This is a genomic window from Pseudomonas sp. YA1, assembly GCF_058680555.1.
In genome coordinates, this window is sequence record NZ_JBZWBG010000012.1 from 97,442 (window position 1) to 109,396 (window position 11,955).

Here is an 11,955-nt window from a genome sequence, read left to right on the forward strand (position 1 = left end):
ACAGGCTATCCGTTTGGTCAGGGGAAACGCCCATTCGCTCCGCGCCGCCCATGCGGCAACGAACCGGGCGTTGCCTCGCTGAAAAGAGCTTCAGTGAGTTTCAGGCTTCAGGGAATACACCCAATCGGAGGGGCGCGCCCAGCGGCCTTGGCGTCGCTATACGCCCCTTTCCACCGATCTCAGCCGCCCCGCGCCCCCTGGACCGGCCCCTGGGGCGCCTCGCCGCGCTCCTCCTGCACTGCCCGCCCGGCCCGTTCCACGGCGTTCCACAACCAGGGCGGCAGGTGCTCCGGATCGAGGCTGTCGAGGAGGTTCTTGACCGCCAGGCCCAGCTCGGTGTCGCCCTCGATCACCAGGCGGCGGCGGAAGAACAGGGTATCCGGGTCCTCATGCCGGCTGGCCAGCAGCAGGAAGTCGCGCCAGTCGCCGCGGATGGTCACGCTGGCCCGTGGCCGTTCGACCAGGCGCAGGCCGCCGGGTACCCGGGTGACGCACCAGCCGACGCCGAGGTCCCTGACTTCCAGGCGCAGCCAGCGACCTTCCAGCAGGTCGAAGGCGCCCTCCTCCAGCGGCTGGGCGAACAGCCGGTTGGCGACCCGTTGCAGGACCAGGTGCTGGAGCCCGCGCGGAACCTTCGCCGCCAGCGGCAACAGGCGTCCGGCGACGCCGAGGAGCAGGCGTTGGCGGTTCAGCATAGCCCCGCCTCCTCTGCCCGCAGCATCCCCGGCCGGCCGTGCCAGTAGCCGTTGCAGCCTTCCACGGCGAGCGGCGGAGCGGCACCCTGGCGTACCCGGTCGAAGGCCGCGATCACCTCGGCCATGCCCTGCGCCCGAGGGCTCAGGCGTAGCAGGTCGGCGCCGCTATGTTCCAGCGAGCGGTAGTCGGCCAGCAGGTTGCTGACCTTGCCGGACATGGTCTGGATGCCGTTGAGGGTGAACAGCGCCTCGCCCTCCTGGCTGAGCAGCGGAATACCTTCGGGATACTGCTGGCAGCAGAACTGACAGTCGTCCTTGGGCCGGTTCTCCGCCCGCGCGGTGAAGCAGCGCGCCGAGTAGGCCAGCGGCAGGTGACCGTAGGCGAAGACCTCGGTCTGCAATTGCTCCAGGCCCAGCTGCGCAGCCTGGTCGAGCACCCCGCGCAGCAGCTTGCCGGAGACTTCCACCGGCGGAATCCAGCGGCGCATGCCCCAGGAATACAGTTCGGCCAGGGCATGACCGTTGTAGAGGTTCAGCGCCGGACCGCCGACAAAGGGCACGCCGCGCTGGCTGAGGTAATAGACGGCGGCCATGTCGTTGGCCTCGACCCGGAGTTCGCCGTTCTCGCATAGCCGGCGCAGGCTGGACAGCTCCGAAGCGGCCTCGATCAGCGCCAGCCCGGAGAGCACCAGCTCGGCACGGGTCGCCTGCGCCAGCTCGCGGGCCAGCGCCTGCCAATCGTTCAGGGACAGCGCCCGGCGCTTGGCGCAGACGGTCTCGCCGAGGTAGATGACGTCGAGCGGCTGGCTAGCCATCTCGGCGTAGAAATCGAATATCTGCCGCTTGTCCCAGTAGAACAGCAGCGGTCCCAGGCTCAGTTTCATCGCGGCGGTCCTCACTGCCAGGAACGGTGATAGGCGCCCAGGGTGGTCTGGTGCCCTTCGGAAAGTCCGGCCAGCGCGCGCTGCCATTGCGGCTGCACGCTATAGGCGCCCGGCGCGCTGGCGTAGCTGTCCAGCGCCTGGCGCCAGACCCGGGTGACCTGCTCGACGTAGGCCGGGCTGCGCTGGCGGCCTTCGATCTTCACCGCCGCCACGCCGATTTCCGCCAGCTGCGGGACCAGGTCCAGGGTGTTCAGGCTGGTCGGTTCCTCCAGCGCATGGAAGCGCTGGCCATTGACCAGGAAACGGCCCTTGCAGAGGGTCGGGTAGCCGGCCGCCTCGCCGGCGGCGTAGCGGTCGATGAGCACTTCGTTGAGGCGCGAGGTCAACCCCTCCGGTTCCTCGCTCCAGCGCACCGCCCTGGCCGGCGAACAGACGCCGCAGAGGTTCGGCGACTCGCCGGTGACGTAGGAGGACAGGTGGCAGCGGCCCTCGGCCATGATGCACAGGCTGCCGAAGGCGAACACCTCCACCGGCACCGGGCTGCCGGCCGCCACCTGGCGTACCTGCGCCAGCGATAGCACGCGGGGCAGGACCGCGCGACGGATGCCATAGCGTTCGTGATAGAGGGCCAGGGCCGCGGCATTGGTTGCCGAGCCCTGCACCGACAGATGCAGGTTGAGCCGCGGATGACGCTTCGCGGCATAGCCGAGCACCGCCACGTCGGCGGCGATCAACGCATCGACGCCGAGGTCGGCGGCCTGGTCCACCGCGCGCTGCCAGCGCTCCCAGCCCTGCGCGCTGGAATAGGTGTTGACCGCTACGTAGAGCTGCCGCCCGGCCTCGTGGACTCGCCGCAGGCCTTCCTGCAACTGGCGTTCGTCAAGGTTGAGGCCGGCGAAATGGCGGGCGTTGGTGTCGTCGCGGAAACCGACGTAGATGGCGTCGGCGCCCTGTCGCAGGGCCGACTTCAAGGCGGGCAGGCTGCCCGCCGGACAGACCAGTTGCATGGGGTTGCTCCTCTGGCGAAAAACGCGCTCCGCGGCAGTGGGCAACCCCGGGGCACAAGCGCCACACTCTAGAAAGACGCTCCCGGTCGGCGCTTGACCGGGATCAAGAAGGCCTCAGGCCATCAGTGCGGAGAACGGCAGAAAGTCGATCGCATCACCCACGCCCAGGGTGGCGCCGCGCTCGATCACCGCCAGCCCGTCCGCCCAACTGGCGGCAAGCAGCATCGCCGAGCCCTGCTGCGGGTGGATTTCCACCCGCCCCCGCTCATCGAGCCGCGCCCGCAGGTACTGGCGACGCGCCCGCGGTTGCGGCCAGTCGAAGGCCGCCGGCAGCGGCAGCGGCCGCGGCACTACGTCGAACAGTCCCTGCTGGCGAAGCAGGAACGGACGCGCCACCAGCAATGCGGTGACCAGCGCCGCCGCAGGGTTGCCGGGCAGGCCCAGCCAAGGTTTGCCGGCCACGGAGCCGAAGGCGAACGGCTTGCCCGGCTGGATCGCCAGGCGCCACAGGTTGACCTCGCCAAGTTCGGCGATGGCGCGCTTGAGGTGATCTTCCTCGCCTACCGAGACCCCGCCGCTGGTGACCAGCGCGTCCCATTCGGAGGCCGCCAGGCTGAGCGCATCGCGGCTGGCCACCAGTTCGTCGGCGAGCACTTCCTCGTCGTGCACCTCGAAGCCGAGGCCGCGCAGCAAGGCGCCGATGCAGTAACGGTTGGCGTTGTAGATCTGCCCGGCCAACAGTGTCTGGCCGGGCTCGCGCAATTCGTCGCCGCTGCTCAGCAGGCCGATGCGCAAGCGCCGACGCACCGAGACCGTGGCGACGCCGAGACTCGCCAGCAGGCCGAGTTCCTGCGGGCGCAAGCGCTGTCCGGCACGCAGCACCGGCGCGCCGCGGCGCAACTCCTCGCCGCGCCGGCGCACATGCTGGCCGGCGCTCACCGGCGGCAACTGCACGCGCTCGCCGTCGACCACGCAGAGTTCCTGCGGCACCACGCAGTCGGCGCCGGTCGGCAGCGGCGCGCCGGTGAAGATCCGCGCCGCCTGGCCCAGCGGCAGGCTCATGCCGCGGGTGTCGCCGGCGGCGATCCGCGCGCCGACCGTCAGGCTGCCGCCGCTGCGCGGCAGGTCGGCGGAGCACAAGGCGTAGCCATCCATCGCGCTGTTGTCCCAATGCGGCAGGTCCATCGGCGCCAGCAGGTCCTCGCCGAGCACTCGTCCCAGCGCCCGCTCCAGGGCCAGGCTCTCGCAGGCTGGCGGGCGCGGCGCGCGCGCCAGCAGTTCGGCCAGCGCCTCGTCGAGCGGGCGCAGTTGGCCGCCATCGCAGGCGCAAGCGCTCACGAGCGGCACCCGCAGCCGGCCACCGGCGCCACGGCTGGCGGGGTCTTCAGGTGCGGGACGAAATTGCACGGGCGGGTGCGGCTGTCCAGTTGCGCCAGGAGAATCTCGTTCCAGGCGGTGCGACAGGCGCCTGGCGAGCCGGGCAGGCAGCACACCAGGGTGCCGTTGCTGAGCCCGGCCAGCGCCCGCGACTGGATGGTGGAAGTGCCGATCTCGCGCTGCGAGACCTGGCGGAACAGTTCGCCGAAGCCCTCGACCTCGCGCTCGAACAGCGGCCCGACCGCCTGCGGGGTGTTGTCCCGCGCGGTGAAGCCGGTGCCGCCGGTGATCAGGCCGACCTGTACCTCGGGGTCGGCGATCCAGGCCGAGACCACCGCGCGGATCTGGTAGATGTCATCGGTCTTCAGGCTCCGCTGGTGCAGGCGATGACCGGCGGCCAGCAGCGCGTCGGCGAGGGTCTGGCCGGAACTATCGGTTTCCAGGGTACGGGTGTCGCTGACGGTGAGGATGGCGATGTTCAGCGGCTGGAAGGTGGAGGTGGCCAGGTGGCTCATGGAAGGGGGTCCTCGGAACGGGCGATGCCTCAGCCTGAACCGCGGCCCCCCGGCTGGCTATTCCTCCGAAGAGGTAAGCCGGCGGCGCGAGGAGGTAGCCGTCACTCCTCCCAGCGCTGCGCGGCGGCCTGGTCGCTGCAGCGGCCTTCGACCCAGCGCGGGCCTTCAGCGGTGTCTTCCTTCTTCCAGAACGGCGCGCGGGTCTTCAGGTAGTCCATGACGAAGTTGCAGGCGTCGAACGCCGCCTGCCGGTGGGCGCTGGCGCAACCGACGAAGACGATCGGCTCGCCCGGCTCCAGGCGGCCGATGCGGTGGAGGATCTCCAGGCGCAGCAGCGGCCAGCGCTGCCCGGCCTCGGCGGCGATCTTGCCGAGGGCCTTCTCGGTCATGCCCGGATAATGTTCGAGGAACATCCCGCCGACCTCGCGACCGTCGTTGAAGTCGCGCACGTAGCCGACGAAGCCGACCACCGCGCCGATGCCGACGTTCTGCGCATGCAGGGCGTTAAGCTCCTGCCCCGGATCGAAAGCGGCCTGCTGGACGCGGATGGCCATGGGTTCAACCTCCGGTGACGGTGGGGAAGAAGGCGACTTCGTCGCCGTCCTGCAACGGCTCGTCGAGGCCGCACAGTTCCTGATTGCGCGCGCACATCAGGTTCTGCTCGCCGAGGGTACGCTCCCAGACCCCGCCGCGCTCCACCAGGAGCTGGCGCAAGGCGCCGAGGGTCGCCAGCCCGGCGTCCCAGTTCAACTGCTCGCCGTCGATGCCGAGGGCTTCGCGGTAACGGGCGAAATACTGCACGCGGATCATGCCTGCCCTTCCTCCTCTTTGCGGTAGTGGCCGCTCTTGCCGCCGAGCTTCTCCAGCAACTGGACCTGCTCGATGACCATCCCGCGGTCCACCGCCTTGCACATGTCGTAGATGGTCAGGGCCGCGACGCTGGCGGCGGTGAGCGCCTCCATCTCCACGCCGGTCTGCCCGGCCAGCCGGCAACGCGCGCGGATGCGCACGGCGTCCGGCGCCTCGGCCTGCAGTTCGAGCTTAACGCTGGTGAGCAGCAGCGGATGGCACAGCGGGATCAGTTCGTGGGTGCGCTTGGCTGCCTGGATGCCGGCGATCCGTGCCACGGCGAAGACGTCGCCCTTGGGATGGCCGCCGTCCTGGATCAGTTGCAGGGTTTCCGGGCGCATGCGCACCACGGCCTCGGCCGTGGCTTCACGGGAGGTCACGGCCTTTTCCGTGACGTCGACCATGTTGGCGCGGCCCTGGGAATCGAGATGGGTCAGCACGTGGGTGCTCCTGATGGAAGGGTACTGGCCAGTCATTGTAAGCCCTGGGACGCGAGCGGGGATGGTTTGGCCGGATTCTGAAGGGGAATGATTGTATACAGAAAGAGGTATGCCCTCGTTGGCGAATGACCACCCGGTGAAATTTTCCTGACAGCCCTGCCGGTCCGTGACGATCGGACTAAGATCGCAACAGGCTTCCCGCTCCGGAGAACGGAAAGATGACGGACCGACTGCGCGTACTCTTCGTCTGTATCGCCAATGACGCCCGCTCCCTGATCGCCGAGGCCATCCTGCGGCACACCGACGGCGAACATTTCGCCGCGTTCAGCGCCGGCGTGCGCCCCGCTGGCGTCGACCCGCGCACCCTGAGCGTGCTCGAACACGCCGGCATCCCGACCCAAGGGTTGAGTAGCAAGCCGCTGGAGACCTTCGCCGGGGAGTCCTTCGACTATCTCATCGACCTCTGCGACAAAGACACCGACGAACTCGCACAGTTGCCGCACTCCGCCCAGACCCTCGCCTGGAGCTGCAGCGACCCGACCCTCCAGGAAGGCCTGGAAGGATTCAGCCATGTCCTGCAGGAGCTGAACGACCGGGTCCGGCTGTTCCTGGCAGTGAAGAACCGCCCCCATGGGGAACGCTCCTGAGCCGCGCCACCAGCGACGCCCCAGTCGCCGTGCCTCCCGGCGACCTGCCAGTCCTGACAGGTAGATGAAGGTTTGATGACGACGTCGAGAAAGCTCGACTAGCGTTGGTCAATACCTATACCGCGCCGGGAGCGCTGGACAGGGCCCACAGGGAGGTGCCCCATGCAACTGCGAATGCACCCTTCGACCAAGGGCGGATGGATCGTCCTGGTCGGCGCCTATCGCATCCCTTTCCATACCGAACGGGAAGGTCGGGAATATCTGCGCAAACTGCGCGAGCGGATCGAAGCCCCCCACGCGCTGCCCGGTTCGCCCAAGCCCCGGATAATCCGCCAGGCCAGGTAGCCGACCCGCTCAGGTGCGGCCGATGGCTTTCCCCAGCAACCTGGCAAGGCGCCGAACGGATTCCTCGGCCCGGTCCAGGGCGGCGGCCTCGGACCTGCGCCATTCCGCGCTCAGGGGGCGCAGGTCGGCCTGCTCTTCGGCCCTGAGGCACCATTGCTGGTGGTCGTGCCAATCCCCCAGCATGGTCTGTAGCGTTTTCAGCGTGTCGAGCACCTTTCCCGGCAGGGGGCAGAGGTCCGGGTAGGCCTCCTGCGAATAACGCGCGCGCTTCACCAACAGGCGGATGTCGTGAAGATCGTGTCCGGGATCGTCGAGCGCCGCCAGCAGCTTGCGCAACTGGTGCCTGATTCGCTTGCTCGCCTCCGCCTCGAGATCGTCGAGGCGACCTTCCGTCATCGCCCGCCGGACACCGTCCGGCCAGGCGTCCAGCGCGTCCAGCAAATCCTTGATCTGTGGACTGCTCCCTGCCTGCCGATACCAGCGGAGCACCGCCTGCCTGCGCAGCGAAGCCGGAATCAGCAGGCCATGGCGCTCCAGCTCGGCCGCCATCACTTCCATGTCGCGGATCGGATTGGTGGCCTGCCCGAGGGCTTTCGCCGCGCGATCCAGGTCCTCGGCCAGAGCCCCCAGGCGCAACGGTTTCAACAGGCTGCGCAGGCGCCTGGCGGCGACGCGCAGATCGTGCAGCGCTTCCGGGTCGGTACCCTCGACGATCCTGGCATAGGCATGCATGACCTCGACTTCGAGGCCGGAAACGGTGCGAATCACGGATGCGGCGAAAGCCATGCGGCGGACTCCCGGAACTGGAGCCCGAAGTCTAGGACATGTTGCAGATCCGTGAACGCCAGCCGCTGCGCCCGGCTCGAGGCCGGGCGCAGCGCAACGCCTGCGACGCCGCGTGGTTACATATGCGCCTCGGCGTACTCCGCCAGCACCGAGCGCGGCACCCCTTGCAGGGTCACGTGCACGCCGTGGGGGAAGTCCTTGAAGCGTTCGGTGAGGTAGGTCAGGCCGGAGCTGGTGGCGGACAGGTAGGGCGTGTCGATCTGCGCCAGGTTGCCCAGGCAGATCACCTTCGAACCGCTGCCGGCGCGGGTGATGATGGTCTTCATCTGGTGCGGCGTGAGGTTCTGGCATTCGTCGATGAGGATCAGGCTCTGCTGGAAGCTGCGACCGCGGATGTAGTTCAGCGACTTGAACTGCAACGGCACCTTGCTGAGGATGTAGTCGACGCTGCCGTGGGTGCATTCGTCGTCCATGTGCAGCGCTTCGAGGTTGTCGGTGATGGCGCCGAGCCAGGGCTCCATCTTTTCCGCCTCGGTGCCGGGCAGGAAGCCGATGTCCTCGTCCAGGCCCTGCACGCTGCGGGTGGCGATGATGCGCCGGTAGCGCTTGCTGACCATGGTCTGCTCGATGGCCGCGGCGAGCGCCAGGATGGTCTTGCCGGAACCGGCGGCACCGGACAGGTTGACCAGGTGGATGTCCGGGTCGAGCAGCGCGTACAGCGCCAGCGACTGGTACACGTCGCGTGGCCGCAGGCCCCAGGCTTCCTGGTGCAGGAGCGGCTCCTGGTGCAGGTCGAGGATGGTCAGCTCGTCCTGCTGGATGCCCTTGATCCAGCCGACGAAGCCCTGTTCGTCGACGATGAACTCGTTGATGTGCACCGCCGGCAGGTTGTCGGTGAGCTGCACGCGATGCCAGGTACGGCCGTGGTCCTGGCGGGTCTCGACCTTGCTCACGCGGTCCCAGAAAGAGCCGGCGAGGGAATGGTAGCCGCGCGACAGCAGGGCCACGTCGTCGATCAACTGGTCGGTGTGGTAGTCCTCCGCGTCCACCCCGCAGGCGCGCGCCTTCAGGCGCATGTTGATGTCCTTGGTCACCAGCACCACGCGTACGCCGCTGTGGCGGCTCTTCAGCTCGACCAACTGGTTGATGATCTTGTTGTCGTTGAGGTGCTCCGGCAGCCAGGTGATGGGCTCGGCACGCTTGCTCATGAGGATCGACAGGCTGCCGCTGGGGCCGTTCTTACCACGCTGGATCGGTACCCCTCCCTCGACCTGCTCGGGCGTGGCCTCGCCGAGGACCTGGTCGATCAGGCGGATGGCCTGGCGGCACTCGGCGGCGATGGTGTGCTTTCCGGTCTTCAGCTTGTCCAGCTCTTCGAGCACCGTCATCGGGATCGCGACGCGGTGTTCCTGGAAGTTCAACAGGGCATTCGGATCGTGGATCAGGACATTGGTATCGAGGACGTACAGGGTGGGCTGGGTGGGGCGGGAACGTCCGTGGTCATCCATACGCGATCACCTTCTGCTAAGGGCCTGGCGACGGAATGCCGGGTCGGCGCTCCGCCGGGGGGCGAGCCGCCTTCTCTCTTCCGGTGGGGAGAGCCTGACAGCAGAGGTGAGGGCCGGGGCCGCCACCTGTGCTGCAGGGTTCGGCGGTCTACGGTTCCACAAATACCGCAAAAAATATGACGGTAAAAAGTACTTTTCGTCATCAGCAGGTTTTTTTTCCGCAAGCGACGAAATACCTTGGCGCAGCCCTTCGCGAGGTCTAGTGTTATCGGTCCCACCCCTGTGAAAACCCTCCGCTTTTCCGTGCCGCAACGGTTTTCCAGCGCCATTCCCCCTCCCCCCTGCTCCTGCGACATAAAGCCGCCACTGCCCCCTGCGCCGCCTTCCTGTATGAATCCGGGGCTTGACCTTGACACGATGTCAAGGCTGAACCTGGCGACAGATCTCACCGGCGCCTCCCAGGGCGCCTGCGGTGCCACTTCTGTCCATTCCAAGGAGGACTCATGAACAGCGCCACGCTAACCGAGCTCGATCTGCCGGTCAGCGGCATGACTTGCGCGTCCTGCGCCGGCCGTGTCGAACGAGCCCTGAAGAAAGTGCCCGGGGTCGCGGCCGCCTCGGTCAACCTGGCCAGCGAGCAGGCCCGCGTACAGGCCCCGGCGGACAGCCTGCCGGCCCTGGTGGCGGCGGTCGAGCAGGCCGGCTACCAGGTTCCGGCGCGCAGCCTGGAACTGTCCATCGAGGGCATGACCTGCGCCAGTTGCGTCGGCCGGGTCGAGCGGGCGCTGAAGAAGGTGCCCGGCGTACGCGAGGTCAGCGTCAACCTGGCCAGCGAGCGCGCCCACCTCGACCTGCTCGGCGCCGTGGACAGCCAGGCCTTGCTGCAGGCGGTGGAACAGGCCGGCTACAAGGCCCGCCTGCTCGACGCGGGGCAACCACGCCAGGACGATGCCGAGCGCCGCCTGCGCCGCGAACGCTGGTGGGTGATCGCCGCGCTGTTGCTGGCGTTGCCGCTGGTGCTGCCGATGCTGGTGGAATGGGCCGGCCTGCACTGGATGCTGCCGCCGTGGGCGCAGTTCCTCCTGGCGACCCCGGTGCAGTTCGTCATCGGCGCGCGCTTCTATGTCTCCGCCTGGCGCGCGGTGAAAGCCGGTGCCGGCAACATGGACCTGCTGGTCGCCCTCGGCACCAGCGCCGGCTACGGCCTCAGCGTCTACCTCTGGCTGACCGCCCCGCCCGGCCACATGCCGCACCTCTACTTCGAAGCCTCGACCGTGGTGATCGCCCTGATCCTCCTCGGCAAGTACCTGGAAAGCCGCGCCAAGCGCCAGACCGCCAGCGCCATCCGCGCCCTCGAGGCGTTGCGCCCGGAGCGCGCGGTGCGCCTGCGCGACGGTCGCGAGGAAGAGGTGGCGATCGCCGAGTTGCGCCTCGGCGACGAGGTGGTGGTGCGTCCCGGCGAACGCTTCCCGGTGGACGGCGAGGTGCTCGACGGCAGCAGCCACGCCGACGAGGCGCTGATCACCGGCGAGAGCCTGCCGGTGCCCAAGGCTCCCGGCGACAAGGTCACCGGCGGCGCGATCAACGGCGAAGGCCGCCTGCTCCTGCGCACCACCGCGCTCGGCGGGGAAACGGTGCTGGCGAAGATCATCCGCCTGGTGGAAGACGCCCAGGCCGCCAAGGCGCCGATCCAGAAGCTGGTGGACAAGGTCAGCCAGGTCTTCGTCCCGGTGGTGATCCTCATCGCACTGGTCACCCTCGGCGCCTGGCTGGTCGCCGGGGTCGGCCTGGAGCAGGCCCTGGTGAACGCCGTGGCGGTGCTGGTGATCGCCTGCCCCTGCGCCCTCGGCCTGGCCACCCCGACCGCGATCATGGCCGGCACCGGCGTGGCCGCGCGCCACGGCATCCTGATCAAGGACGCCGAGTCCCTGGAAGTCGCCCATGCGGTCACCAGCGTGGCCTTCGACAAGACCGGCACCCTGACCTCCGGGCGACCGCAGATCATCCACCTCGGCGGCGACGACCAGGAGCAACTGCTCAGGCTCGCCGGCGCCCTGCAACGCGGCAGCGAGCACCCGCTGGCCAAGGCCGTGCTCGAGCGCTGCGCCGAGCGCGACCTGGAGGTTCCGCCGGTGAACGCCAGCCAGGCCCTCAGCGGTCGCGGCATCCAGGGCGAGGTCGAGGGTCGCCGGCTGGCCTTGGGCAACCGCCGCCTGCTCGACGAGCAGGAACTCAAGCCCGGCGCGCTGGCGAGTGCCGCCGCGGACTGGGAGGCCGAGGGCCGCACCCTGTCCTGGCTGCTGGAACTGGCTCCGGAGAAACGCGTGCTCGGCCTGTTCGCCTTCGGCGACAGCCTCAAGGACGGCGCCGCCGAAGCGGTGGAGGCCCTGCGCGAACGGGATATCCACAGCCACCTGATCACCGGCGACAACCGCGGCAGCGCGGCGGTGGTGGCCAAGGCCCTGGGCATCGACGACGTACACGCGGAAGTGCTGCCGGCGGACAAGGCCGCCACGGTCGCCGAGCTGAAAGGCCGGGGCCGGGTGGTGGCGATGGTCGGCGACGGCATCAACGACGCCCCGGCGCTGGCCGCCGCCGACGTCGGCATCGCCATGGGTGGCGGCACCGACGTGGCCATGCACGCCGCCGGCATTACCCTGATGCGCGGCGACCCGCGCCTGGTGCCGGCGGCGCTGGACATCTCGCGGCGGACCTACGCGAAGATCCGCCAGAACCTGTTCTGGGCCTTCATCTACAACGTGATCGGCATCCCGCTGGCGGCCTTCGGCCTGCTCAACCCGATGGTGGCGGGCGCGGCGATGGCCTTCTCCAGCGTCAGCGTAGTCGGCAACGCCCTGCTCCTGCGACGCTGGAAGCCCTGAGCCAGCACGCCAGGCACATG

The 11,955-nt window shown here is 68.7% G+C and carries 13 protein-coding genes; 3 read left to right on the plus strand and 10 right to left on the minus strand.

The window, feature by feature from the left end; genetic code table 11:
* Positions 1-179: 179 nt before the first annotated feature.
* The 8 genes from ubiT to moaC form a co-directional block, all read right to left on the minus strand.
* A complete protein-coding gene (gene ubiT, locus AC4OR5_RS18305; RefSeq protein ID WP_003104247.1) occupies positions 180-695 on the minus strand; it encodes a ubiquinone anaerobic biosynthesis accessory factor UbiT in 516 nt (171 codons plus the stop codon).
* A complete protein-coding gene (locus AC4OR5_RS18310) occupies positions 689-1,579 on the minus strand; it encodes a U32 family peptidase (protein WP_003137748.1) in 891 nt (296 codons plus the stop codon). Before AC4OR5_RS18310 ends, ubiT begins: the two co-directional genes overlap by 7 nt.
* A gap of 11 nt (positions 1,580-1,590) precedes the next feature.
* Positions 1,591-2,586 (minus strand): ubiquinone anaerobic biosynthesis protein UbiU, encoded by a 996-nt coding sequence (ubiU, locus tag AC4OR5_RS18315; RefSeq protein WP_003093020.1) that lies wholly within the window; start codon positions 2,584-2,586, stop codon positions 1,591-1,593.
* 114 nt (positions 2,587-2,700) lie between these two features.
* The gene (locus AC4OR5_RS18320; RefSeq protein WP_003137745.1) at positions 2,701-3,924 is read right to left on the minus strand and encodes a molybdopterin molybdotransferase MoeA; all 1,224 of its coding nucleotides are present in this window, start codon (positions 3,922-3,924) and stop codon (positions 2,701-2,703) included.
* Positions 3,921-4,478 carry a molybdenum cofactor biosynthesis protein B gene (moaB, locus tag AC4OR5_RS18325; protein ID WP_034026233.1) on the minus strand — a complete coding sequence of 186 codons (558 nt, stop codon included), beginning with the start codon at positions 4,476-4,478 and terminating at the stop codon, positions 3,921-3,923. Before moaB ends, AC4OR5_RS18320 begins: the two co-directional genes overlap by 4 nt.
* 101 nt (positions 4,479-4,579) lie before the next feature.
* A complete protein-coding gene (gene moaE, locus AC4OR5_RS18330; RefSeq protein ID WP_003093025.1) occupies positions 4,580-5,032 on the minus strand; it encodes a molybdopterin synthase catalytic subunit MoaE in 453 nt (150 codons plus the stop codon).
* A 4-nt stretch (positions 5,033-5,036) separates the two neighbouring features.
* The gene (gene moaD / locus AC4OR5_RS18335; RefSeq protein ID WP_058156798.1) at positions 5,037-5,288 is read right to left on the minus strand and encodes a molybdopterin converting factor subunit 1; all 252 of its coding nucleotides are present in this window, start codon (positions 5,286-5,288) and stop codon (positions 5,037-5,039) included.
* Positions 5,285-5,767 (minus strand): cyclic pyranopterin monophosphate synthase MoaC, encoded by a 483-nt coding sequence (moaC, locus tag AC4OR5_RS18340; RefSeq protein WP_003093030.1) that lies wholly within the window; start codon positions 5,765-5,767, stop codon positions 5,285-5,287. The genes moaD and moaC overlap by 4 nt, the downstream gene beginning before the upstream one ends.
* Positions 5,768-5,985: 218 nt before the next feature.
* On the opposite strand from moaC, the gene AC4OR5_RS18345 reads away from it, so the two are divergent.
* A complete protein-coding gene (locus AC4OR5_RS18345) occupies positions 5,986-6,414 on the plus strand; it encodes an arsenate reductase ArsC (RefSeq protein WP_003093032.1) in 429 nt (142 codons plus the stop codon).
* A gap of 162 nt (positions 6,415-6,576) precedes the next feature.
* Positions 6,577-6,759, plus strand: coding sequence for a hypothetical protein (locus AC4OR5_RS18350; protein ID WP_034029697.1), 183 nt, complete (start codon positions 6,577-6,579; stop codon positions 6,757-6,759).
* 9 nt (positions 6,760-6,768) lie between these two features.
* Here the strand turns inward: AC4OR5_RS18350 and AC4OR5_RS18355 are convergent, their stop codons facing one another.
* Together AC4OR5_RS18355 and AC4OR5_RS18360 are read right to left on the minus strand one after the other, a co-directional pair.
* The gene (locus AC4OR5_RS18355; RefSeq protein ID WP_003110790.1) at positions 6,769-7,545 is read right to left on the minus strand and encodes a CHAD domain-containing protein; all 777 of its coding nucleotides are present in this window, start codon (positions 7,543-7,545) and stop codon (positions 6,769-6,771) included.
* Positions 7,546-7,661: 116 nt separating this feature from the next.
* A complete protein-coding gene (locus AC4OR5_RS18360) occupies positions 7,662-9,053 on the minus strand; it encodes a PhoH family protein (RefSeq protein WP_003093038.1) in 1,392 nt (463 codons plus the stop codon).
* Positions 9,054-9,556: 503 nt separating this feature from the next.
* Here AC4OR5_RS18360 and copA1 point away from each other — a divergent pair.
* On the plus strand, positions 9,557-11,935 hold the full coding sequence (gene copA1 / locus AC4OR5_RS18365) for a copper-translocating P-type ATPase CopA1 (RefSeq protein ID WP_003110791.1): 2,379 nt from the start codon (positions 9,557-9,559) through the stop codon (positions 11,933-11,935).
* Positions 11,936-11,955: the final 20 nt, after the last annotated feature.